The organism is Phenylobacterium sp. (assembly GCF_041919955.1).
Taxonomy (GTDB): domain Bacteria; phylum Pseudomonadota; class Alphaproteobacteria; order Caulobacterales; family Caulobacteraceae; genus Phenylobacterium.
The window spans coordinates 61,146-84,381 of record NZ_JAYRSU010000002.1; the positions used below are offsets into that span (position 1 = coordinate 61,146).

At 69.6% G+C, this 23,236-nt stretch carries 22 protein-coding genes; 9 read left to right on the top strand and 13 right to left on the bottom strand.

Annotated features, from left to right (window positions below):
* Positions 1-22 precede the first annotated feature (22 nt).
* Positions 23-628 carry a DUF1003 domain-containing protein gene (locus ACE3T2_RS02055; RefSeq protein WP_374654182.1) on the top strand — a complete coding sequence of 202 codons (606 nt, stop codon included), beginning with the start codon at positions 23-25 and terminating at the stop codon, positions 626-628.
* On the opposite strand, the gene ACE3T2_RS02060 is transcribed toward ACE3T2_RS02055, so the two are convergent.
* Positions 625-1,566, bottom strand: a complete 942-nt coding sequence (locus ACE3T2_RS02060; RefSeq protein ID WP_374654184.1) for a GlxA family transcriptional regulator — start codon at positions 1,564-1,566, stop codon at positions 625-627. The genes ACE3T2_RS02055 and ACE3T2_RS02060 overlap by 4 nt on opposite strands.
* An 82-nt stretch (positions 1,567-1,648) precedes the next feature.
* Between ACE3T2_RS02060 and ACE3T2_RS02065 the strand changes: the two genes are divergently transcribed.
* Entirely contained in the window at positions 1,649-2,329 is a 681-nt protein-coding gene (locus tag ACE3T2_RS02065; protein ID WP_374654186.1) for a DJ-1/PfpI family protein, read from the top strand.
* Positions 2,326-3,345, top strand: a complete 1,020-nt coding sequence (locus tag ACE3T2_RS02070; RefSeq protein ID WP_374654188.1) for a DJ-1/PfpI family protein — start codon at positions 2,326-2,328, stop codon at positions 3,343-3,345. The genes ACE3T2_RS02065 and ACE3T2_RS02070 overlap by 4 nt, the downstream gene beginning before the upstream one ends.
* A 7-nt stretch (positions 3,346-3,352) precedes the next feature.
* Here the strand turns inward: ACE3T2_RS02070 and ACE3T2_RS02075 are convergent, their stop codons facing one another.
* The 3 genes from ACE3T2_RS02075 to nadC form a co-directional block, all read right to left on the bottom strand.
* On the bottom strand, positions 3,353-5,029 hold the full coding sequence (locus ACE3T2_RS02075) for an ATP-binding protein (RefSeq protein WP_374654190.1): 1,677 nt from the start codon (positions 5,027-5,029) through the stop codon (positions 3,353-3,355).
* 149 nt (positions 5,030-5,178) lie between these two features.
* On the bottom strand, positions 5,179-5,391 hold the full coding sequence (locus ACE3T2_RS02080; protein WP_374654192.1) for a hypothetical protein: 213 nt from the start codon (positions 5,389-5,391) through the stop codon (positions 5,179-5,181).
* Positions 5,392-5,449: 58 nt separating this feature from the next.
* A complete protein-coding gene (nadC, locus tag ACE3T2_RS02085) occupies positions 5,450-6,295 on the bottom strand; it encodes a carboxylating nicotinate-nucleotide diphosphorylase (protein ID WP_374654194.1) in 846 nt (281 codons plus the stop codon).
* A 128-nt stretch (positions 6,296-6,423) separates the two neighbouring features.
* On the opposite strand from nadC, the gene ACE3T2_RS02090 reads away from it, so the two are divergent.
* Positions 6,424-7,020, top strand: coding sequence for a hypothetical protein (locus ACE3T2_RS02090; protein WP_374654196.1), 597 nt, complete (start codon positions 6,424-6,426; stop codon positions 7,018-7,020).
* On the opposite strand, the gene ACE3T2_RS02095 is transcribed toward ACE3T2_RS02090, so the two are convergent.
* From ACE3T2_RS02095 to ACE3T2_RS02105, 3 genes are all read right to left on the bottom strand, one after another.
* A complete protein-coding gene (locus ACE3T2_RS02095) occupies positions 7,008-8,513 on the bottom strand; it encodes an L-aspartate oxidase (protein ID WP_374654198.1) in 1,506 nt (501 codons plus the stop codon). The genes ACE3T2_RS02090 and ACE3T2_RS02095 overlap by 13 nt on opposite strands.
* Positions 8,514-8,515: 2 nt before the next feature.
* Positions 8,516-9,598, bottom strand: coding sequence for a quinolinate synthase NadA (gene nadA, locus ACE3T2_RS02100; protein ID WP_374654200.1), 1,083 nt, complete (start codon positions 9,596-9,598; stop codon positions 8,516-8,518).
* Between the two features lie 170 nt (positions 9,599-9,768).
* On the bottom strand, positions 9,769-12,117 hold the full coding sequence (locus ACE3T2_RS02105; protein ID WP_374654202.1) for a PAS domain-containing protein: 2,349 nt from the start codon (positions 12,115-12,117) through the stop codon (positions 9,769-9,771).
* Positions 12,118-12,273: 156 nt separating this feature from the next.
* Between ACE3T2_RS02105 and ACE3T2_RS02110 the strand changes: the two genes are divergently transcribed.
* A complete protein-coding gene (locus tag ACE3T2_RS02110) occupies positions 12,274-13,470 on the top strand; it encodes a cell wall hydrolase (protein ID WP_374654204.1) in 1,197 nt (398 codons plus the stop codon).
* Between the two features lie 5 nt (positions 13,471-13,475).
* The gene (locus ACE3T2_RS02115; RefSeq protein WP_374654206.1) at positions 13,476-14,255 is read left to right on the top strand and encodes a PIG-L deacetylase family protein; all 780 of its coding nucleotides are present in this window, start codon (positions 13,476-13,478) and stop codon (positions 14,253-14,255) included.
* Here ACE3T2_RS02115 and ACE3T2_RS02120 read toward each other — a convergent pair.
* The 3 genes from ACE3T2_RS02120 to ACE3T2_RS02130 are packed head-to-tail and all read right to left on the bottom strand — an operon-like array spanning position 14,231 to position 17,631.
* Positions 14,231-15,388, bottom strand: coding sequence for a Gfo/Idh/MocA family protein (locus tag ACE3T2_RS02120; protein WP_374654208.1), 1,158 nt, complete (start codon positions 15,386-15,388; stop codon positions 14,231-14,233). The genes ACE3T2_RS02115 and ACE3T2_RS02120 overlap by 25 nt on opposite strands.
* Positions 15,385-15,876 (bottom strand): GNAT family N-acetyltransferase, encoded by a 492-nt coding sequence (locus ACE3T2_RS02125; RefSeq protein WP_374654210.1) that lies wholly within the window; start codon positions 15,874-15,876, stop codon positions 15,385-15,387. The genes ACE3T2_RS02120 and ACE3T2_RS02125 overlap by 4 nt, the downstream gene beginning before the upstream one ends.
* Before the next feature lie 21 nt (positions 15,877-15,897).
* Positions 15,898-17,631: an amidohydrolase family protein gene (locus tag ACE3T2_RS02130; protein ID WP_374654212.1), complete on the bottom strand. Its 1,734-nt coding sequence runs from the start codon at positions 17,629-17,631 to the stop codon at positions 15,898-15,900.
* Positions 17,632-17,774: 143 nt separating this feature from the next.
* On the opposite strand from ACE3T2_RS02130, the gene ACE3T2_RS02135 reads away from it, so the two are divergent.
* A complete protein-coding gene (locus ACE3T2_RS02135) occupies positions 17,775-18,284 on the top strand; it encodes a hypothetical protein (RefSeq protein WP_374654214.1) in 510 nt (169 codons plus the stop codon).
* A 4-nt stretch (positions 18,285-18,288) separates the two neighbouring features.
* On the opposite strand, the gene ACE3T2_RS02140 is transcribed toward ACE3T2_RS02135, so the two are convergent.
* Together ACE3T2_RS02140 and trxB are read right to left on the bottom strand one after the other, a co-directional pair.
* Positions 18,289-19,587, bottom strand: a complete 1,299-nt coding sequence (locus ACE3T2_RS02140) for a UDP-N-acetylglucosamine 1-carboxyvinyltransferase (RefSeq protein WP_374654216.1) — start codon at positions 19,585-19,587, stop codon at positions 18,289-18,291.
* An 84-nt stretch (positions 19,588-19,671) separates the two neighbouring features.
* A complete protein-coding gene (trxB, locus tag ACE3T2_RS02145) occupies positions 19,672-20,679 on the bottom strand; it encodes a thioredoxin-disulfide reductase (protein WP_374654218.1) in 1,008 nt (335 codons plus the stop codon).
* A 111-nt stretch (positions 20,680-20,790) separates the two neighbouring features.
* Between trxB and pseI the strand changes: the two genes are divergently transcribed.
* Together pseI and pseH are read left to right on the top strand one after the other, a co-directional pair.
* The gene (gene pseI, locus ACE3T2_RS02150; protein ID WP_374654220.1) at positions 20,791-21,849 is read left to right on the top strand and encodes a pseudaminic acid synthase; all 1,059 of its coding nucleotides are present in this window, start codon (positions 20,791-20,793) and stop codon (positions 21,847-21,849) included.
* Complete coding sequence (gene pseH, locus ACE3T2_RS02155; protein ID WP_374654222.1) at positions 21,846-22,421, top strand: UDP-4-amino-4,6-dideoxy-N-acetyl-beta-L-altrosamine N-acetyltransferase; 576 nt, start codon at positions 21,846-21,848, stop codon at positions 22,419-22,421. Before pseI ends, pseH begins: the two co-directional genes overlap by 4 nt.
* On the opposite strand, the gene ACE3T2_RS02160 is transcribed toward pseH, so the two are convergent.
* On the bottom strand, positions 22,418-23,134 hold the full coding sequence (locus tag ACE3T2_RS02160) for a cytidylyltransferase domain-containing protein (RefSeq protein ID WP_374654224.1): 717 nt from the start codon (positions 23,132-23,134) through the stop codon (positions 22,418-22,420). The two genes, pseH and ACE3T2_RS02160, sit on opposite strands and share 4 nt — an antisense overlap.
* Between the last annotated feature and the right edge of the window lie 102 nt (positions 23,135-23,236).

A 23,236-nucleotide genomic window follows, 5' to 3' on the forward strand; every position in this document is an offset into this window, starting at 1 on the left:
CTCCTGATCGCCGGCTTGGGTCATGCTCGCGATTGCGGGCGTGACCGCGCATGTCGAGCGAGACACCGAGATGACCGAAGCCGTAGCGCGTGACGAGCTGTCACACGGCCTGCTGAACTGCAGCTATGACGAGCTCAACGCCGTCCAGCGCAGCGTCATCGACCTGATGATCACCGAGGCGCCCAGCGCGGGCCCGGGCCTGGCGAAGGACGACCGCTCGTTCGGCGAGCGGTTGGCCGACCGGGTGGCCTCGTTCGGCGGATCCTGGGCTTTCATCATCGGGTTCACCGTCGCCCTGATGATCTGGATGACGTGGAACTGGGTCGGCAAGGGCCTGCACCTTGCCTTCGACCCCTATCCCTTCATCTTCCTGAACCTGTTGCTCTCGATGCTGGCGGCGCTGCAGGCGCCGGTGATCATGATGAGCCAGAACCGCCAAAGCGCCCGCGACCGCAAGGCGGCGGAGTATGACTACGTGGTGAACCTGCGGGCCGAGCTTGAGATCCTGCGGCTGCACGACAAGCTCGACGCGTTGCGCGGGGAAGAGATCATGAACCTGCTGCTGGCCCAGAACGAGCGCATCGAGCGCCTGAACCGCCAGGTCGAGGCGCTGTCGCCCCGCAGTTAGGCTCTCGCCGCGCGACGCAGCGCCTGGGGGGGCTGGCCAAAGGCGCGCAGGAAGGCGCGGCGCATCCTTTCCTGGTCGCCGAATCCGGTGGCCTGGGCTACCCGGTCGATCGGATCGGCCGAGCTTTCGACCCGTTCGCGGGCCGTCTCCAGCCGCAGCCGCTCAACCGCCTTGGCTGGCGTCATGCCGGTCTCGGCGGCGAAGGCGCGGGCGAAGTGGCGCGGGCTCATGGCGGCCTTGTCGGCCATCCGCTCGACGCTCAGCGGTTCCGCCAGGCGCTCGCGCATCCAGTCGAGCAGGGCGGCGAAGCGCCCGCCCTGGCCGCCCATCTCCAGCAGGGCCGAAAACTGCGACTGTCCGCCCGGGCGGCGGTGATAGACGACCAGTTGCTGGGCGACCGCCCGGGCGATCTCCTCGCCCAGATCCTCGGCGATCAGCGCGAGCGACAGGTCGATGCCGGCGGTGATGCCGGCTGAGGTCCAGATGTTCCCGTCCCGAACGAAGATGCGGTCCGGCTCCAGCCGCACCTGCGGGTAGCGCTTGGCGAAGTCGGGGCAGCGCTGCCAGTGGGTGGTGGCGCGGCGGCCGTCGAGCAGGCCCGCCTGCGCCAGGAGGTACGCACCTGAGCAGATGCTGGCCGTTCGGCGGGCGGCGGCCGAGGCCATGCGAACCCAAGCCAGGGTCGGCTCGTCGGCGGCGGCCGCGCGCGTGCCGTCGCCGCCAGCGATCACCAGGGTGTCCATCGGCGCATCGATCAACGGCTGGGCGAGCATCTGGGCGTGGGAAGACGAAGCCACCGGCCCGGGCTCGGTGGCCACAACCCGCAACTCGTAGGCGCCGGGCGCATACCGCTCGGCGATCTCGAACGCCCCGATCGGTCCGGCCGCATCGAGGATCTGGAAGCCCGGAAAGATGAGTACGCCGACGATGCGGGTCATGGCCTGAAACGAGGGAAGATTGTCATTTCGGACGGAAGGTAAGCCGCGCATCCTGCGATCGTCAACAGGGGAGCATCCCGCCATGAAGATCATCATTCCGCTCTATCCGAACGTCACGCACCTGGATTTCACCGGACCGCACCAAGTGCTCTCGCGCCTGCCCGGCGCCACGGTGACCGTCGCCTCGATGGGCGGCGCCGACATCGAGGCCGAGGGTCTGGTGTTCACCCGCCTGGCCGATCTTTCGAAGATCGAGGCCTGCGACATGCTCTGTGTGCCCGGCGGACTCGGGACCACCGACGCCATGCTGGACGACGACTTCATGGCGGAGATCCGGCGGTTAGGGAGCGGCGCCAAGTACCTGACCAGCGTCTGCACCGGATCGCTGATCCTGGCGGGCGCGGGCTTCCTGCGCGGCAAGCGGGCCGCCTGCCATTGGGCCTGGCGCGACCTGCTGGAGCCGTTCGGAGCGATCGTCGACGAGAGCCGCGTCGCGCGCGACGGGGACGTCATCACCGGGGGCGGCGTGACCGCGGGGCTGGACTTCGCCTTCGTGATGCTCGCCGAGCTGGCGGGCGAAACCCTGGCTCAGTCGGTGCAGCTTGGGCTCGAATACGCCCCGTCGCCGCCGTTCAATTCCGGTCGCCCCGAGCTGGCCCCGCCGCAGGTTCTGGCCGCCGTGAAGGCGAGGATGGCGCCGCTGGCGGCCGAGCGCAGAGCCGCCGTCGAGGCCATGGCTGCGCGCCTGGAGGCCGTCCAATGATCCGCAAAATCATCCTCGCGCTCGCCCTGGCCCTGACAGGAGCGGCCGCCGAAGCCCGGCCGGTGGTTGCGATCCTGGCCGATCCGTCGGGCGTGGAGACCACCGACCTGACCGCGCCCTATGCGATCATGGCCGCCTCCGGCGCGGTCGATGTGCGCGTGGTCTCGCCGAGTCTTGCGCCAGCGCCACTGATGCCCGGCATGGCCTGGGTGAAGCCCCAGGAGACCTACGCCTCGTTCGCCAAGCGCTATCCAGCCGGTCCCGACATGATCATCGTGCCGTTCCTGATGGACGCGAAGAACCCGGAGCGCGCGGCGTGGCTGAAGGCGCAGGCGGCTCGCGGGGCCCGGATCGTCTCGATCTGCGACGGGGCGATGGTGCTGGCCGAAGCGGGCCTGCTGGACGGGCGCTCGGCGACCGCGCACTGGGCCTCGCTGGGCGCGCGCGAGCGGAAGTTCGCCAAGGTGAAGTGGCGTCAGGACGCGCGCTGGGTCACCGACGGGCAGATCACCACCACGGCCGGGGTCAGCGCCTCGGTTCCCGCTTCGCTGGCGATGCTGGAGGAACTGGCGGGGCCAGCGGTGATGCAGGACACCGCGCGACGACTCCGGCTGACGCCGGAAGGGCGGCTGCACGACGCCAGCGTCTACCGGCTCAATGGTGAGGCGATGTCGACGGCGGCAGGCGCGGCCGTGGCGTTCCTGGGCCGCCAGCAGGTGGCGGTCGAACTGAAGGACGGGTTCGACGAGTTGGCCTTCGGATCGGTGCTGGACGGCTGGACGCGGACCTATCGGGCCAAGGCCTGGGCGGTGGCGCCGGCGGGTGGGGCGACCTCGCGCGGGGGACTGACCATCCTGGCGGCCGAACGCCTGCCGCGCTTCTCGCGTCAGATCCCGCTGCCGGCGACTGACCCGATGGACGCGATGCTGGGCCAGGTGCGGGCGGCCTACGGCCCGGCCAGCGCCCGTTTTGTGGCCTTGCAGCTCGAACACCCGCTCTGGCAGGCGGCGCGCTGAGGCTAGCTCAGGCGCAGGCGCGGTGCGTCTGCGCCTGCTGCCGATCCGGGATCAGGGCGGCGGAGAGGGCGCGGATCATCTCGGCCGGGTCGATCGGCTTGCTGAGATAGCCGTCAAAGCCCAGGCCCAGCAGACGCTCGCGCTCGCCGGTCATGGCGTCGGCGGTCAGGGCGACGACGGGCAGGTCCGAAAGGCCGCGGGCGCGGATCGCCGCCAGGGTCTCGATGCCGCTGATGCCCGGCATGTGGATGTCCATCAGCACCAGGTCGAACTCGGCGGCGGCCAGCATCTCCAGGCCCTCCTCGCCGCTGGAAGCGGTGCTGACGGTGACGCCGATGGCGCCGAGCAGGGCGCGGGCGACTTCCTGGTTGGTGGGATTGTCGTCCACGACCAGGACCTGGAGGCTGCGTTCCAAGGCGGCGTCGTCGCGATCATCGGCGCTCGCCTGGGCCTCGACCGCGTCCAGCGGCAGGCGAAGGGCGAAGCGGGCGCCATGGCCGAGGCGGCTTTGGACGGTCACGTCGCCGCCCATAAGCCGCGCCAGTTCGCGCGAGATCGCCAGGCCCAGGCCGGTGCCGCCGAAGCGTCGGGCGATGGTGGAATCGGCCTGGGTGAAGCCCTGGAACAGGCGGCCTTGGGTTTCCTGGTCCAGCCCCGGACCGGTGTCGATCACGGCGAACTCGACCTCGCCCTCGACCGGCGCGACCAGCAGGCGCACCGTGCCGGTCGCGGTGAACTTGACCGCGTTGGAGAGCAGGTTCTGGAGAATCTGGCGCAGGCGTGCGTCGTCGCCGCGCGCCCAGTACGGGGTGTCGGGCGCGATCTCGCACGCAAAGGCAAGGCCCTTCTCCCGGGCGGCCGGAGCCCAGAGATCGCAGGTGCGCGACAGGGTCTGACGCAGATCGAAGGCGCGGGTTTCGATGTCGAACTTGCCGGCCTCGATCTTCGCAAGGTCCAGGATGTCGTTGAGGATAGTCATCAGCCCGCCGCCGGAGCGCAGCAGGGTATCGACATAGCCGCGCTGCTGGGGCGAGAGCTCGGTGCGGTCGAGGGCGTGGGCCATGCCAAGCACGCCGTTCATCGGAGTGCGCAGTTCGTGGCTCATCATGGCCAGGAAGGCCGACTTGGCTTGGCTGGCGGCCTGGGCGGCGCGGGTTTGGGCCTCAAGGTCCCGCTGGGCGGCCGCGTACTCGTTCGAGGCCCGCATTCCGCGTTCGGCCGAGAGGATCGCATAGCCCACATAGATCACCACCCCGATCAGGACGAAGGCCTGCTGGGCGCCGTCGAAGCGAGGGAAGACGAAGGGCGTCAGCAGGATGCAGAGCGCGCTCGGCGCTCCGAACACGAGGCTGGCCAAGGGCGAGCGATAGGAATGGCTCATGCCGTTGAACAGCAGGGCCGACCACAGCAGCAGCGCGAAATAGGGCGCGCCAGCGAAGTCCTGCATCCAGTAAACGAGGCCGAGGCCCACCCAGACGAGATTGGTCGCGAGCGCCGAACCCAAATGGGATACGCGGTCGGTGCGGGTCAGCGGCCGGCCGGCGGCGTGCGGGTTGGTCGACAGCCAGGACCAGAACTCCGCCAGGACGAAGCACCCCGCCCAGAGCACCGCAATCCGCCGCGATGCGGTCGCGGCGACCAGCAGGGAATAGACGCTGACGGTGATCCAACGCGACAGCGCCATCTTGCGCGCCGATCGCGCAACGCCGTCAAAACCATCATCGAACGCGAAAACTGGGAACTTCATTGCGCCGCCGACCCACAACGGGGCGCAATGTCCATGCGATTGGGCAAAATTGGCTTAACGCCTGTAACGCACGGTAAAATTGTGCGTCAACGGTCCTGGGTTCGGGCGTGAACGGTGTCGACGTTCTGGTGGATATTGCCCTGACGGCCCTGGTTCTTGAGGTTCACGTCGCCGTCGCCGCGATCGGGCGACTGGAGGCCGGTCTTGGCGTCGCGCCGGTCCTGGGCGCCGCCCTGGATGTCGGGACGCTCGCCGCGGAACGAGCGCTGTTCCTTCGGGATCGGGGGGATCTTGGTCATCTCCTGCTCCTTTCGGGTGACAGGAGATGAACCGGCAGGCGAGCGGCTTGTTCCGGCCTCAGGCGGCGTCGAGGCCGATGTCGAGCACGGCGGCTGAGTGGGTGAGGGCGCCGACGCTGATCACCTGGACGCCGCTTTCGGCGATGCCGCGCACGGTTTGCAGGTTGACGCCGCCGGACGCCTCGAGCGTCACCTCGCCGCCGGCCATGCGGACCGCTGCGGCCAGGTCGTCGAGGTCGAAATTGTCCAGCATGATCACGTCGGGCCGGTGCGGCAGGGCTTCTTCCAGCTGGGCCAGGCTATCGACCTCGACCTCGATCTTCATCAGGTGGCCGGCGGCCGCGCGGGCGCGCTTGAGCGCCTCGCCGACCCCCCCGCAGGCGGCGACGTGGTTGTCCTTGATGAGGATGGCGTCGTCGAGGCCGAAGCGGTGGTTGAGGCCCCCGCCGCAGCGCACGGCGTACTTCTCCAGATGGCGAAGGCCAGGCGTGGTCTTGCGGGTGTCGGCGATGCGCGCCCCCGTCCCTTCTATGACGTCGACATAGGTCCGGGTCAGGCTGGCGACGCCCGAGAGACGGCCCAGCAGGTTGAGGGCGGTGCGCTCGGCCGAAAGCAGCGCGCGGGCGTTGGCCTCGACGCGGGCCAGCACCTCGCCGGCCTCGACCCGGTCGCCATCAGCGGCCAGGACCTCGAACCGCGCGGAGGGGTCGAGGGCCAGCACCGCCAGGCGCGCGCAGGCCAGGCCTGCAACGGTTCCGCTCTGCCGCACGCCGAAGGTCGCCGCGAGCCGGGCATCGGCGTCGATGCAGGCCTGGGCCGTCACGTCGCCGGCGCGCCCCAGATCCTCGGCCAGGGCGGCGGCGACGACGGGCTGGATCAGGACGTCGGGAATGGGGGCGATCATGCGGGGCGTTCCGGGACTTGATACGAGGGGGCGGCCTGTTCCGTGGGGCGGAAGCGGCAAGGAGGCTCGATTGACGGCAGGCCGGGCCGGCGTGCGTCCATCGCCCCCAGACCAAGGGGGAAACGGGGATGCGGATCGAGACGCGGACGATCGTCGTCGGCTCGGCGCTGGTCGCGGCGGGCCTGGGCCTGGCCTTCACGGCGGCGGGCGGCGGCTATACCAAGGAGGGGCTGATGGCCGGGGCGCGGATCACCGCGCGCTGGAGCTTCCTGTGGTTCATGGCCGCCTGGACCGCCTCTGCCCTGGCCGGGCTGTGGCCGGGCGGCTGGCGCACCGTGCTGCTGCGCCGTCGGCGGGCGGTGGGCATAGCTTTCGCGGCGGACCACTTCGTACATCTGGGCTTCGTGCTGGCCTGGGCGTCCCATGAGCAGATCAACCTGGTGAAGATCGGGCTGCTGGACGGCTGGATCTGCTACCTGCTGATCGGGGCGATGGCGGTGACCTCGCACAACGCCGCCCAGCGCTGGATGGGCATGGCCCGCTGGCGCTGGCTGCAGCGGATCGGCGGCTGGCTGGCGCTGTACGTCTTCTTCCACCTCTACAGCGGCCGCCTGGCCGACCAGCCCGCCACGGCTGGGCCGGCGGTGGCGCTGATCGTGGCCGCGGTCGCCCTGCGCGCGGCGGCCTGGCTGAAGAGCCGGCGGTCGCAGGCTCAGGCGGCCTGACACGCCGGCTCCCGCAGGGTGACGAAAGTCCGCTCGGGCGCGGCGTCCTGTGGCCCGTCGCTGCGGAAGTGGGCGCCCAGACTGGCGGGCCGCGCCAGAGCGGCGGCGGCGACCAGGCGCGCGGCGACCAGAGGCGGAGCCTTGCCGTGCGCAGCCTCCAAAGCGTCGATTTCGGCGAGCAGGCGGGTGAGGCCGGCGGCGTCGCGGACCACGCCGGCGTCGCGGCTCATGCCGATGCGCAGTTGCTGCAGGGCCTTGGCGGGCAGGTCGGGGGCGGGGACGCAGCGCTCGGGCCGCGTGCCGGGATCGGACGCCTGGGCCGCCGCGCGGCCGGCGCGGGCGCCGAAGACGGCCGCTTCCAGCAGCGAGTTCGAGGCCAGGCGATTAGCGCCGTGCACGCCGGTGGAGGCGCATTCTCCGGCCGCGTAGAGCCCGGGCAGGGTGGTGGCGCCGTCAACGTCGGTGACGATCCCGCCCATGTGGTAGTGGCAGGCCGGCGCGACCGGAATGGGCTGCACGCGCGGATCGACCCCGCCCGACAGGCAAGCGGCGAAGACGGCCGGGAATTCGTCGGGGAAATGCGCGCCGACCGCGGCGCGGGCGTCGAGGAAAGCCCCGTGGCCCGCCTGACGCTCGGCATGGATGGCGCGGGCGACGACGTCGCGGGGCGCCAGCTCGGCGTCGGGATGGTAGCGGGCCATGAACGCCTCGCCCTGGCCGTCGATCAGCTTGGCGCCTTCGCCGCGCAGGGCCTCGGTCGCCAGCGGGGCCGGATCGCGGCCGATGTCTATGGCGGTCGGGTGGAATTGCACGAACTCGGGATCGGCAATGGTCGCACCGGCCAGGGCCGCCAGGGCCAGGCCCTCGCCCTTCAGCTCGGGCGGGGTGGTGGTGACGGCGTAGAGGCCGCCGACGCCGCCGGTCGCCAGGATGGTGGCGGGGGCAACGAACTCGACGAGCTGGCCGTTCTCCTCGGCCAGCACGCCGCGCACCCGGCCTTGCGCGTCGCGCAGCAGGCCGCGCAGGCGGCAGTCGGTGCGGACCTTGATGTGGCGCGAAGAGAGGGCGGCCGCGATCACCGCGTCCATGATCGCACGGCCGGCCTGGTCGCCCTTTACCCGGGCGACGCGCGAGCGGGAATGGGCCGCCTCCAGGCTGGTGGCGAACTCGCCGTCGGCCCTGCGGTCGAACGGCGCGCCAAGCTCCGCCAGGCGCCGGACGGCGGCAGGACCTTCCTGCGCCAGGACCGCGGCCATGGCGGGATCGACCAGACCCGCGCCGGCCGCGACGGTGTCGGCGGCGTGCAGTTCGGGGGCGTCCTCGCCGCTCAACGCCGCGGCCATGCCGCCCTGCGCCCAGGCCGAGGAGCAACCCTGGGCCAGGGGCGCGCCGGTCAGCACCAGCGCCTTGCGCGGGGCGGCGGCGAGGGCGGCCGACAGCCCGGCCAACCCTGCGCCCACGACCAGCACGCCGTCGTGGTTGACGCGTTCCATGATCAGATCAGTTCCACATCCACATGGTGGCGCGCCTTGACTAGGTCGTAGCGAGCCGGAACGGCGGGCGGCGGCAGGTCGACCATGCGCTGGACCGCCAGGCGGGCGCGCTCGGCGATGGCCGGATCGACGGTCACCTCGTAGCGCTCGTGAAGCAGGGCCTCGTAGATGTTCTCGAGGGTGATTTTCTTCATGTGCGGGCAGAGGTTGCACGGGCGTACGAATTCGGTTTCCACCGCATCGGCCGCGACGTTGTCGGCCATCGAGCACTCGGTGATCAGCACCACCTGCTTGGGCTTGCGCTGCAACACGTAGTCGTTCATCGCCGCGGTGGAGCCGGCGAAGTCGGAGACTTCCAGCACCTCGGCCGGGCATTCCGGGTGCGCCAGGATCTCGGCGTTCGGATAGGCGGCCTTGAGGTCCAGGATGTCCTGGGCGTTGAAGCGCTCGTGCACTTCGCAGCGGCCCTTCCAGGCGATGATCTTGACGTCCGTCTGGCGTGCGACATTGCGGGCCAGGAATTCGTCCGGGATCAGGACGACCCGGTCGACGCCCCATTCCCTGGCGACATGCTCGACCACCTGCACGGCGTTGGCGCTGGTGCAGCAGACATCGGTCTCGGCCTTCACGTCTGCGGTGGTGTTGACGTAGGTCACGACCGGCAGGCCCGGATAGCGCTGCTTGATCAGGCGCACGTCGGCGCCGGTGATCGAGGAGGCGAGGGAGCAGCCCGCCGTCAGGTCCGGGATCAGGATCTTCTTCTGCGGCGAGAGAATCTTGGAGGTCTCGGCCATGAAGTGCACCCCGGCCTGGACGATGATCGCCGCATCCGACTTCGCCGCTTCCTTGGCCAGGCCCAGGCTGTCGCCGACATAGTCGCCGACCCCGTGGAAGATTTCGGGCGTCATGTAATTGTGGGCCAGGATGACCGCGTTCTTCTCGCGCTTCAGGCGATTGATCTCGGCGATCAGGGGGGCGTAGGCGCGCCATTCCATCGGCGTGACGTGATGCTTCACCTTCTCCCACATGGGCAAGGTGGCGGCCTCGACAGCGGGCGTGAACGCAAGTTGCGAACCGTCGGCCATGTATCCCTCCTTATGCTCAAATTGAGCATTTCTTCGGCCTCAAAAAACGCCGCGGGATGTCTGCAGCGCCCCGTCGGCGTCATGATTATGCTCAAAACGAGCAAAACCGATGGATTGTCATATAGACCCGCGTTCGGGGGCGCACAAGCCCACATTATCTTGAAGGAACCTCAGGCCGCCTGGATTTCGGGATCAAGCGCCGAAGCGATGGCGCGGGCGAGGGCCTCGGCCGAGTAGGGCTTGCGCAGCAGCGGCCAGGGCGCGTCGGCCACCGCGGCCAGCGCCTCGCCGGTGAAGCCGGACGACAGCACCACCGGCAGGCCCGGCCGGGCGGTGGTCGCAGCCCGCGCCAGGTCGAGGCCGGAGCGGCCGCCAGGCATGACCAGATCGGTGAGCATGAGGTCGATCCGCTTGCGGCGACCCAGCAGTGTCAGCGCACGATCGACCCCGTCCGCGCGGGCGACACGGTGGCCGAGCTCGCTCAGCATGGCCGCGATCATGTCGCCGACCGCCGGGTCGTCCTCGACCAGCAGGATGTCGAGGGCGCGGACCGGCGCGTCGGCGGGGGCGGGCGGCGGTTCGGCGTCGGCGGCGAGGCTGGCTGTGCACGGCAGGTAGATGCTGACCGAGGCGCCGGCGTGGGGCGCGGCGTCAATGGCGACTCCCCCGCCGCTCTGGCGGGCGAAGCCGTAGACCTGGGAGAGGCCAAGGCCGGTGCCCTTGCCGATGTCCTTGGTGGTGAAGAAGGGCTCGAACACCCGCGCGAGCACCTCGGCGTCCATGCCGACGCCGTTGTCGCGGACGGTGACGCGGACGTAGGGGCCCGGCGCGACGTCGGGAACCTCGCCATCGGCCAGGTCGCAGACCGCGGTCTCGATGCGGATCTCGCCGCCGGCGGGCGTGGCGTCGCGGGCGTTGACCACAAGGTTCATCACTGCGGCGTCGAACTGGCCCTGGTCCAGCATGGCGACGGCGCCGGGCGCGCCGGGGGCCAGGACCATGGCGGCGGCCTCGCCTGCCGCGCGGCGCAGCAGCGGCTCGCTCTCGGCCAGCAGGTCGTCGATCCGGAGGGGCTCGGGCTTGAGGGCCTGGCGGCGCGAGAAGGCCAGGAGCTGGTGGGTCAGGCGCTCGCCGCGCCGCGCGGCGCCGAGAGCGGCCTCGATCATGCGCTCGCGCCGGTCCTCGTCCGCTGGGCGGCGCTGGATCAGGTCGAGGGCGCCGATGATGACGGTGAGGAGATTGTTGAAGTCATGGGCGACGCCGCCGGTCAGTTGGCCGACGGCCTCCAGCTTTTGGGCGTGGTGCAGGCGGGCCTGGGCCTCGTCGCGCTCGGCCAGCGCCGCCTGCACCCGCTCGGCCAGGAGGTCGTTGATCCGCATCAGGTCGCGCTCGGCCTGCTTGGCGTCGGTGACGTCCACCCCGATGCCGATAAAACCCACGAACTCGCCGCCCGGGCCATAGCGGGGCTGGGAGACCGAGCGGATCCAGCGCCAGGCGCCGTCGGCCCGCATGTAGCGCGCCTCCAAGGTAAAGAGCTTGCGCGAGGCCTCGCCGGCGATCTGCTCCTGAAGGATGCGCGAGAGGTCCTCGCGGTGCAGGCGCTCGCGCCAGTCGAAGCTCAGCGCCTCTTCGTAGGACGCGCCGAGATAGTCGACATAGGCCTGGTTGACGAACTCTCGCCGGCCGTCGGTCTTGGAGACCCACAGGAGAACCGGGGCGCTGTCGGCCAGGGCGCGGAATCTGGCGTCGCTTTCCCGAACCTTTTCAAAGGCGTGGCGGCGTTCGGTGATGTCGATGTTGACCCCGACCGCGCGGACCACCTTTCCCGCGCCGTTCTGCAGCATCTCGCCGCGCGACAGCACCCAGCGCACCTCGCCGTCCGGACGCAGGATCCGGTACTCGATGGGCGCCATCTTGCCGGAGCGGATGGCCGCGACGTTGCTCTGGCGCACCCATTCGCGGTCGTCCGGGTGCACGGAGCGAAGCAGAGCGCGAATGCTGGCGTCGGTGTCGGGGGCCAGGCCCAGGATGCGGTAGAGGGTCGGCGACCAACGACCTTGTCCGGTCGCGACGTCCCAATCCCAGAGGCCGACTTCGCCGGCCTTCTGCGCCATTTGCAGGCGGGTCTCGCTGCGGTCGAGGGCGGCCTGGGCCTCGTCCAGGCGCAGGACGATCTCGCGCAAGGTGGACGCGACCATCACGGTCACCGCGCCGGAGAGGGCGTAGAGCAGCACGCCGGCCCGGGTGGTCGCCTCGGGCGGCAGGCCGCCGCGCGCCGCGAGCGAGCCGACCAGCGCCCCGAAGAGGCTGGCCCATCCCCAGCGCGAGCCGGCGAACAGCGTCGCGACCACGAAGGCGGGGAAGTGGGTGACCGAGAGGGCGAACGCCGTGCTCCATCCGGCCAGCAAGCCGCGAATGCAGATCGCGACGGCCATGGCGGCAAGGCTTATGGCGAGGGCCGCCAGGAACGGCGGCGATCGCCTCGGGATGAAACGCAGCGACGAGCCGGCGGGGATCATTCGCCTCGGACGCTCCCGTGGGGCCGGCCGCCGAACGGCCGGTCAGGCGAGCATGGAAGCGCGAGCCCGCGCGTGCAACACTCGATTCTCGGGCGCTTGGCCCCTATTTTGCCCGCTTGCGGCTGCATGGAGCCGAGCCGGAGCCGACGTGGGACATTGCGACTGAGCCTTTCCCAGATCTTCGCGGGCCGCGCCGTCGTCGCGGCGCTAGCGGCGACGTGCGGCCTGGCCGTCGTGCTGCTGGCCTGTGCGAACCCGCGCCATACGCCGGGGGAGGGCGGCCGTTCACAAGGCCTGGCCATGATCGCACGCTCCTTTTCGGACCGCGGCCTGGCGCGTCTGACCGCAGATATGGACCCCGCCATGCTGGCGCTGGCCAAGCGCCACGACCCGCTGCTCCGGCAGGCCGATCCGTGGGGACGGACAGTGGGCTGGACCAGCCTGGACATCAGTCAGATTCCCGACCTTGGGCTCGACACCACGCAGGTCGAGACCGCCGAGGAGATCAACGCATCGCGGGCGTTCTCGAAACTGCCGATCCGCCCGATGCGACCCTTTGTCCTGCACGCCGGCGGCCAGGACGCCTCGCGCGCTCTGAAATGCCTGAGCGAGGCGGTCTATTACGAGAGCGCGCGCGAGCCGCAGCTCGGGCAGGAGGCCGTGGCCCAGGTGGTGCTGAACCGCGTGCGACACCCGGCCTATCCGAAATCGGTCTGCGGCGTGGTCTATCAGGGCTCGGCGCGCGAGACCGGCTGCCAGTTCAGCTTCACCTGCGATGGTTCGCTGCGTTACGCGCCCGAGCCCAGTCTCTGGCGACGGGCCCAGGATGTCGCGCGCAAGGCCCTGGCCGGGCATGTCAACAAGACGGTCGGCTCGGCGACCCACTATCATGCCGAATACGTGGCGCCGTATTGGGCCCCGACCCTGGTGAAGATGAAGCAGGTCGGCCTCCACATCTTCTATCGCTGGACCGGCCCCTGGGGCGAGCCTCCGGCCTTCACGGGGCGCTATGCGGGGGGAGAGGCCTTTATCTCGCCAGCCATCCTGGGCGGGCTGGACGCGCGCACAAACGGCCTCGACCCCGAGAACCAGGGCGTCGGGCCGGGGCGGCAGGTGACGCTGGCGGTGGCCGGCGAGGTGCGGACCTACAACGTCGCCGACGCGGCTGCGGCGGGCGGCGCGCGCACCCGCGTGCTGGGCACGCTTTACGCGCCGCGCCGTAAGCCGACAGCCGAGGAGATCCGCGAGATCAACGCCTCGCTCGCGGCGATGGAGGCGGGCGAGGAGCATCACAGCGCCGCTGCGCTCAAGACCGCGCCCCTGGACGGCGCGGGCGGGGCGACGCAAGACTAGGGCCCATGGCCCAGATCCTGGCGATCCACGCGCATCCCGACGACATCGAAACCCTGGCGGCCGGAACCCTGGCGCTGCTGGCTGCGGCGGGCCACCAGATCCGGATCGCCACGGTGACTGGCGGGGATCTCGGCTCGGCCCGGACCGCGCCGGACGAGACCGCCGCCATCCGCAAGGCGGAAGCCGCGCAGGCCGCGGCGCTGATCGGGGCGGAGTACCGCTGCGGCGACGTGCCGGACCTCGGCGTCTTCAACGACGACCCGACGCGCAGGACCGTGACCGAGCTGCTGCGCTGGGCAGGGGCGGAGATCGTGCTGACCGCCTCGCCGGCCGACTATCATCCCGACCACGAGGCGGTGAGCCAACTGGTCCGCGATGCGTGTTTCGCCGCTTCGGTGCCGAACTACCGGTCGGGCCAGGCTGCGCCGCTCGCGGCGATACCGCACCTATACTTCATGGACCCGATCGGCGGACGCGACCGCGAAGGACGCTGGACGGTTCCCGACTTCGGCGCGGACGTCGGCGCTGTGTTCGAAACCAAGCGAGCGATGCTGGCCTGCCATGTCAGTCAGGACGACTGGGTCGCTCGCCAGCACGACATTCCCAATCACCTGGCGTCGATGGAGGCCTGGACGCGCCGTCGCGGGCGCGACTTCGGGATCGAGGTGGGCGAAGGGTTCCGGCAGTACCGGCATCACCCCTATCCGCGCACGCCGCTGCTGCAGGAGCTGTTAGGCGCGGCGCTGGCCAAGGTGGTCGATCAGGCGCCGCGCGCGGCGTCGTAGCGGGCCCACATCGGGGCGCAGTCCAGCATCTCGCCCAGGGTCAGGGCCTCGTCGATGGCCATGACGGTCAGGCCCGCCTCCATCGACTCGAACGGCGTGACCGGGAAGGGCGCGCCGGCCTCCAGCGTGGCCAACAGGTCGCGGGCCATGGCCTGGTCGGCGCCGTTGTGGCTGTCCTCGGTGCGCCCGCCGTAGTCGATGCGCTCGGGCTTGCCGCGGTCCATGGCGCGCCGGACCATCAGCTTGTTGCGGACGAGGTCGGCGATCAGGGTGCCGTCCGTGCAGGCGACGTACCAGCGCCGCTCAGGCAGGGCGACGTGGCTGTTGGCGTGAAAGGACAGGCGCACGCCGTTTTCGTACTGCACGAGGGCGTTCTGGTGGTCGGTGACGTCCATGTCGGAATGGAAGGCGTCGTTGGCGCTGGACCAGCCGGCGTCGCGCAAGGCGTAGGCGGGCTGGCCGTCGCTGTATGCGTATTCGCCGGCGCGGGCGGTAGTGAAGATCTCGCGGCCGCCGAAGCTGGCGACCTTGGCGGGGCGAGAACGGGCGAGGCGGCCGAAAATATCGAAATCGTGGCAGACCTTGTCGAGCAGGTACGAGCCGCCGAACTCCTGACGCCGCCGCCAGTTGCGGGCGAGGTAGCCGCCGTGCTCAGGCGGCAGGTGCTCGGTGGCGTCGATGGAGACGAGGCCGCCCAGCTCGCCGGAGTCGATCCGCGCGATGGTCTCGCGCACGATCGACATCGAGCGCATGACGAGGCCGATGAAGAGCGGCGGGCCGCCTCCGGCCGCCAGGCGTGCGGCCAGGGCGAAGGTCTCGGCCTGGGTCCGCACGATGGGCTTCTCGGCGAAGATCGGGAAACCGGCGTCGAGGGAGAGGTTCAGGTGCTCGAAATGCAGGTGGTTGGGCGAGCCGATCATCACCAGGTCGTACGGGCCGGCGGCGAGCAGGTCCTGCGGTGTCGCAAAGGCGCGGCCCATGGCGATGTCTGCGTCCGCCAGGATCGGCGCACCGACCGGGGCCGGGTCGCAGTACGCGGCGAGCTCCAGGCGCCAGCCTACCTCCTGCATGGCGGCCAGGACGTGGGCGATGCGCTGACCCAGGCCGATGACCCCGATGCGATAGGTCTTCATGGAGCTGCTCCGAACGCGTCCGGATAGGCGATCAGCACCGGCGCATCGAGGGCGCCCTCTTCCAGGGCGAGAGCCATGAAGGCGGGGCTGCCGGAGAAGGGCGACTTCACCTTGGCGGCGGCGTCCGGCCTGAAGCCGAACTTCGGGTAGTATTCCGGGTGGCCGAGCACGATGACCGCACAGGCCCCGAAGTCCTTGGCGGTCTCGAGGGAGGCGGCGACCAGCCGCTTGCCGATCCCGTCCTTCTGGCGCGCCGGCAGGACGGCCATGGGGGCGAGCGCCGCGTAGAGGCTGACGCTGTCGGCCCATAGGCGGCTGTAGAGGATGTGGCCGACGATCTCGCCCCCGTCGTCATCGACCAGCTCGAACATGACGTCGCCGTCCGCCCGAAGCCGTTCGACGAGGTCGGCTTCGTCGGCGCGGCCAAACGCCGCCGCGTTGACTGTGCGGATGGCGGCGTGGTCGCCGGGGCGGGCATGGCGGATCATGCCGACAGACTAGGCCGCCGCCTACTCCGCCGCCAGGGCGATGGGCGCCGCCTGCGGCCCGCGGATCAGCTTGCCGGGCATCTCGCCGGTCGCCTCTCCGTCTTCGAAGGTCACGACACCGCTGACCACCGTGGCGCGATAGCCGCTGGCCTTCTGGATCAGCCGACGCCCCTCGGCGGGCAGGTCGAAGATCATCTCCGGCGCCTGGATGGACAGGGCCTCGAAGTCGATGACGTTGAGGTCGGCCTTCATGCCCGGGGCGACGACGCCGCGGTCATGCAGGCCGTACAGGGCGGCGGTCTCGCGGGTCTGCATGGAGACGACCTTTTCCAGCGGCATGCGGCGGCCGCGGACCCGGTCGCGGACCCAATAGGTCAGCATGTAGGTCGGGAAGCTGGCGTCGCAGATCACTCCGCAATGGGCGCCGCCGTCCGACAGGCTGAGCACGGTGTTGGGGTCGTCCATCATCTGGGCGATGTGGTCGAAGTTGTGCTCGGCGTAGTTCAGCAGCGGCAGGTAGATGTAACCGCGGCCGTCGTTCTCCATGAGCATGTCGTAGACCACCGCTTCAGGCGTGCGGCCCTCGCGGGCGGCCTGGGCGGCCACCGAGTCCTCGACCCGTGGCTCGTAGTCGAGCTGGCCGTCGCGCTCCAGGCGGAACATGTTGCCGAAGTCCTGCAACAGGGCGCCCATGGCCGCGGCGGGCGGCGTGACCTCGCCGATGATCGCCTCGCGGACCGCGGGGTCTCGCAGATGTTCGAGGCGCTGGGCGAACGGCAGGTGGGCGATCTGGCGATAGGCGCTCTTGCGCATGAACGGATGCACAGTCGACTGCCAGCCCAGCACCATCCCGGTCGGGCGGCAGGCGATGCCGGCCTTGATGTTCGCGCCTTGCGCCTGAGCCTGCGCGGTGAGGGCCAGCATGTCGCGCCATTTGTCCGGCTGGAACGGCGACTGCAGAAGGCTGAAGTTGACCGGCAGGCCGGTCTCCTTGGCGAATTCCGCCATCCAGGCGAATTCGTCCTCGGGGATGGTCATGTCGGAGGCGAGTTCGAACACGCCGTGGCCAGCCGCACCCAGGGCGCGGCCGATGCCGATCATCTCGTCGGCCCCGGCGAAGGTGCCGGGGATGACCTCGCCGTCCTTGGTCCGGTGCAGGGCGGTGCGGGAGGTGGAGAAGCCCAGCGCGCCGGCCTGCACGGCCTCGCGGGTGATGCGCGCCATCTCGGCGATGTCCTCGGGGGTGGCGACCTCGTTGCGGGCGCCGCGCTCGTCCATGACATAGGCGCGGATGGCGCTGTGTGGAGCCTGGGCGGCGACGTCGAGCACGCGCGGCTTCTTCTCCAGGCTGTCGAGGTACTCGGGGAAGGTCTCCCAGTCCCATTTCATGCCTTCGGCGAGGGCCGAACCGGGAATGTCCTCGACCGCTTCCATGATGCCGATCAGCCATTCGTGGCGGTCGGGACGAGCGGGCGCGAAGCCGACGCCGCAATTGCCCATCACCACGGTGGTGACGCCGTGCCAGCAGGACGGGCTGAGATAAGAGTCCCAGGTCACCTGGCCGTCGTAGTGGGTATGGATGTCGACCCAGCCGGGCGTGACCAACAGGCCTTTTGCGTCGATTTCGCGCCGCCCTAGCTCGGGAACCGCGCCCACCTTGGCGATGACGCCGCCGGACACCGCCACGTCGCCCTGCTGCGCTGGCGCGCCCGTGCCATCCACCACCAAGCCACCACGAATGACCAGATCGTACATGGTTCCCTCCCAGGGATTTTTTAGAAGTCTAGGTACGCTGACCCTCCGTCATTCAAGCGGGAAATCGGGGGTGAAATGGCGCAAGCTGAACCGCGGGGGACCGGGCGCGTTCCTTTAGGGCAGCACAACTCGGGAGGAGCGCGATGTCCATCAGCAACCGCCGCGAACTGAGCCTGCTCGCCCACGACGAAGCCGAACTCGTGCGGGCCACGCACCATCCGGCTCTCGCCGGCCTAGATCTCAAGACGCTGGACGACGCGCGCAGGCGGCTGCGCGAACTGCGCGACAAGGAGCGGACCCTGAAGCGGCAGCGGGTGCGCGAAGCCCGCGGCAAAGGCGAACCGCGCGGCGGCGGGACGACGGAGCATCGTCAAGCCCGCAAGCAGGTCTTCGCGGGCGCCCTGCGGCGCGCCAACAAGCAGGCTCATCGGCTGCGGGTTCAGGAGGCCAAGGCCGCGCATGTGGGGGCGGCGCGCAAGGCCCTTGCGATGCGCATGGCGGCGCCCTCCGCTGCACGGCCCTCATCTGGCAAGACAGCGGACAAGGGAATGAACCCGGTCGAAAGCGCGAAAGCCGAGAGCAAAGTCGCGCCGGCCAAGGTCGGCAGCGTGTCCCAGGCCAATAAGAAGGCCCAGGCCAAGAAGGACAGCTAGAGGTTCAGTCGCCGGCGACCCAAGAGACGTCTGCGCCCAGGGCGTTGAGGTTTTCGACGAACTTCGGGTGAGCGCGCTGAATGGGGCTGGCGTTGAGGATGGTGCTTTCGCCCTCGATGCTGGCGGCCAGCATGAAGAGGGCGATCGCTACACGGATGATGTAGGGGCTCTCGACCTTGGCCGGCGTGAGCGGCTTGCCGCCCCAGGTGATCAGGCGGTGCGGGTCGCACAGCAGGGCGTGGGCGCCGAACTTGCCCAGTTCGGAGTGCCAGCCGAGCGCGCCGTCATAGACCTTGTTCCAGAACATCACCTGACCTTCGGCGCGCACGCCCAGGGCCACGAAGATCGGCAGCAGATCGGCCGGGACGTAAGGCCAGGGGGCCGCCTCGACTTTGGTCAGGATGTTGGAAGTGAACGGCTCGCGCACCTTCAGCTTGCCGTCGACGTGGGCGCGGCTCCAGCCGTTCTCGTGCGTCACCTCGACGCCGAACTTGGCGAATGTGCGGTCCAGTAGCGGGAACTGCTCGACCGAGCCGTTGCGCACGGCGATCTCGCCCCCGGTGATCGCGCCCATGGCCAGGAAGGTCGCGACCTCGTGGAAGTCGTCGGCAAAGGTGAATTCCAGGCCGCCGAGGCTGTCCACGCCCGCCACGGTGATCCGCGAGCCCCCGACGCCCTGGATGCGCGCGCCCATGCCGGCGAGGAATTCGCAGAACTCTTGAACGTGCGGCTCGCAGGCCGCGTTGGTCAGGCGCGAGGTCCCCTTGGCCGTGGCCGCGCAGAGCACGAAATTCTCGGTGGTGGTGACCGAGGCGTAGTCCAGCCAGTGCTGAGTGGCCGAAAAACCCTTAGGTGCGGTGATCACCGTCGCGCCCGGTTCGCTGGTCACTTCGGCCCCGAAGGCGCGGAACACTTCGATATGCGGGTCGATCTCGCGCGATCCGAGGGTGCAGCCGGTGACATCTTCCTCGAGGCTGGCGCGGCCGAACCGATGCAGCAGGGCGGGGATCAGCATGATCGACGAGCGCATGCCCAGCGGCAGGTGCGCCGATTTCGGATCGAGATCCCGGCCGTGATGCAGGGAAAGCGTGCCGGTGGCGTAGTCCATCTCCACCGACGAGCCGAGCTTTCCGAAGAAGTCCAGCAACTTGCGTACGTCGGTGATGTCCGGCACGCGGTGCAGGACGATCGGCTCGTCGCTCAGCAGCGTGGCGCAGAGCACCGGCAGGACGGCGTTCTTGTTGGCGGACGGGGTGATGGTCCCACGCAAGGCGCGACCGCCTCGCACGATCAGGTTCGTCATGGCGGCGCGCGGCCTCGTATCTCAAAGAGGAGGGCGGGGACCGCCCGGTCGTAAGTGTTGTTCGGGTTCGGTCGGCCGTAAAGCCTACCAGGCGCCGATCCGCTGGGCCTCGTGCTGGCTTATCGGATGGTGAGCCTTCTCATGGTCTTCCTCGGCCAGCAGGCGGACGGCCTCCAGCGCGGCCATGCAGCCCATGCCGGCGGCGGTGACCGCCTGGCGGTAAACGTCGTCGGTGACGTCGCCGGCCGCGTAGACGCCCTTGATCGCGGTCGCCGCGCTGCCGGGGACCACCTTCAGATAGCCCGAGCCGTCCATGTCGAGCTGGCCCTTGAAGAGCTCGGAGGCCGGCGCGTGGCCGATGGCGATGAAGACGCCATCGGCCGGGACCTGGCGGGTCTCGCCGGTCTTGACGTTCTTCAGCCGCACGCCGGACACGCCGAGCGGGTCGGTGGTTCCGACCACCTCGTCGATGGCGTTATCCCAGATCACCTCGATCTTGGGATGGGCGAAAAGGCGTTCCTGCAGGATCTTCTCGGCGCGGAACTCGTCGCGGCGGTGCACGACCGTGACCTTGGCGGCGAAGTTGGTGAGGAACAGCGCTTCTTCCACAGCGGTGTTGCCGCCGCCGACCACGATGACTTCCTTGCCGCGATAGAAGAACCCGTCGCAGGTGGCGCAGGCCGAGACGCCGAAGCCCTGGAACTTCTGCTCGCTCTCCAGGCCCAGCCACTTGGCCTGGGCGCCGGTGGCGATGATCAGGGTCTCGGCCAGCCAGACCTGGCCGCTGTCGCATTCCAGGCGGAACGGGCGCTGGGACAGGTCGGCCTTTATGACGATATCGTTGATGATTTCCGTGCCGACATGCGCGGCCTGGGCCTGCATCTGCTCCATCAGCCAGGGGCCCTGGATGACGTCGGCGAAGCCCGGATAGTTTTCGACGTCGGTGGTGATGGTCAGCTGGCCGCCCGGCTGGATGCCGGCGATCAGCACCGGTTTCAGCAGCGCGCGGGCGGCGTAGATGGCGGCGGTGTAGCCGGCCGGGCCGGAACCCAGGACAAGGCAACGGGTGGTGCGGGGAGCAGCGTCGGACATGGGGTCTATGTAGGTGAGATTCTGGCGTCTTGCGACAGGCGCGCGGCGCGGTTGGTTAACGCACGCTTCAAGACGACGCGATAGGCTGCCAGCCAAGTTTCGAGGCGCGCCATGTCCAAGTCACCCGAGATCGAGATCGCCGGCCGCAGGATCGGGGCCGAGCATGAGCCCTATGTGATCTGCGAGCTGTCGGGCAATCACAACGGCAGCCTGGACCGGGCCCTGGCCATGGTCGACGCCGCCGCCGACACCGGCTGCGACGCCATCAAGATCCAGTCGTACACCGCCGACACAATCACCATGGACGTCGACCGGCCCGAGTTTCGCATCCACGGCGGACTGTGGGACGGGCGTAGCCTCTATGAGCTGTACCAGGAGGCCTACACGCCGTTTGAATGGCATGCGGCGATCTTTGAGCGCGCCAGAAAACGGGGCGTCACGATCTTCTCCAGCCCCTTCGACGAGACGGCGGTGGATCTGCTGGCCGGGCTGGACGCGCCGGCTTACAAGATCGCCTCGTTCGAGGCGGTGGACCTGCCGCTGATCCGCTACGCCGCGGCCAAGGGCAAGCCGCTGATCATCTCCACCGGCATGGCCAACCTGGCCGAGATCACCGCGGCGCGTGACGCGGCCCTGGAGGCGGGCGCGGCGGGCGTGCTGCTGCTTCACTGCGTGTCCAGCTATCCGGCCACGTTCGAGGACGCCAATGTGCGGACTGTCGCCGACATGGCGCAGCGGTTCGGCGCGCCCATCGGCCTTTCCGATCACACGCCTGGAACCGCGGCCTCGGTCGCCGCCGTGGCGACCGGAGCCTGCGCGGTGGAGAAGCACTTCACCCTGGCGCGGGCCGACGGCGGGCCGGATGCGGCGTTCAGCCTGGAGCCGGCCGAGTTCGCCGCCCTGGTCCGCGACTGCAAGGACGCCTGGAAGTCGTTGGGCCGCGCGCACTACGACACCCTGGGGTCGGAGCGCGGCTCCCTGCAGTTCCGCCGCTCGCTCTACGTCACTGCTGACGTGAAAGCGGGCGAGCCGCTGACCCGCGCCAATGTGCGCTCGATCAGGCCCGGCAATGGCTTGCCGCCAGTTCACCTGGACGAGGTGCTGGGCAAATCCGCGACCCGCGATCTCGCTCGCGGCGAACCTCTGGCCTGGGAAATGGTGGCGAAATGAGCCTGCGCCTGCGCCTGTTGGCCCCCGAAGACAGCGCCCGGGTCCTGGCTTGGCGCAACTCGCCCCAGGTCTCGGCCTACATGTATTCCGATCACCAGATCTCCCAGGACGAGCACGACCGTTGGCTGACCGCCGCTTTGGGCGCGCCCGACCGGCGCTACTGGATCATCGAGGCGGAGGACGCGCCGGTGGGCCTGGCCAACCTGGCGCGGATCGACACGGCGGCGCAGCGTTGCGAATGGGCCTATTACCTGGGCGAGGCCTCGACGCGGGGCCAGGGTCTGGGCTCGCGGATCGAGTATATCGTACTGCGTCACGTCTTCGAGGCGCGCGGGCTCAACAAACTCTGGTGCGAGGTGCTGCTGGAGAACGAAGGCGTCTGGAAGCTGCACGAGTCCTTCGGTTTCGTACGCGAGGCGCTCTATCGGCAGCACGTGTTCAAGGGCGGGCGGTTCCAGGATGTGGTCGGGCTGGGCATGCTGCGCGGCGACTGGGAAACGGCGCGGCCGGCGATCGAGGCGCGGCTGCGCGACAAGGGCCACGACCCCGACGCCTTGCCGCCGGCGCCCTAAATCCGGCGATCGCCGCCGTAATTCGCCAGGTCCGGGCGACTGCGCACGAAGGCCCTGATGTCGTCTGAAGTGAACGCGGGGTCGACCGGATAGAGCGCGTCATAGACGGCGCTGACGAACTCGTAGTCGTCGGACCGGTCGACCGTCCAGCGTATATGACCCTGATCCAGCGGCGGCTCCAGGCGCTCGATCCTGTACAACTCGGGATGGTTCCAGACGCCCCAGGTGACGTGTTCGCGCTCTTCGGAAGTGCTGGCGGTCGCAGCGGCTCGCCGCAGGGCGGCGGCGGTGATGACTTCGACGTCCTGGCCCTTGGGGAAACCCTTGTCCGCCACGCGATTTGGCGAATAGTCGGCGCCGGTGCGCAGGTGCAGGTCGATGGTGGCGTCGATCAATTGGGGATCGATCAGCGGGCAGTCGCCAGTCAGCCGCACGACATGGTCGGCCGGGAACGCGTCCAGCGCTCCGACGAAGCGGGCAAGGACATCTTCGAGCGAGCCGCGATAGACTTCCACCCCCGCGCCGGAGAGCGCGTCGGCGAGGCGATCGTCGTCCGCCCGGTCGCTGGTGGCGACCACCAGCCGGTCGATCCGCGCAGCCCGGCGCACCCGCTCCACTTGGCGCAGAATCATCGGCGCGCCGGCGAGCGGCATCAGCACCTTGCCGGGCAAGCGGCTGGAACTGAGGCGGGCCTGGAGGATGGCAAGGATCATGGGCAGGCTTTCCGTCGTGCAGCCCCAGCTTCGCCGCTCATGGGTAATCGGAGCTTAACTCGACGCGGCCGTGCTTGCCGACGCGCACAAGGGCCTGGCCGG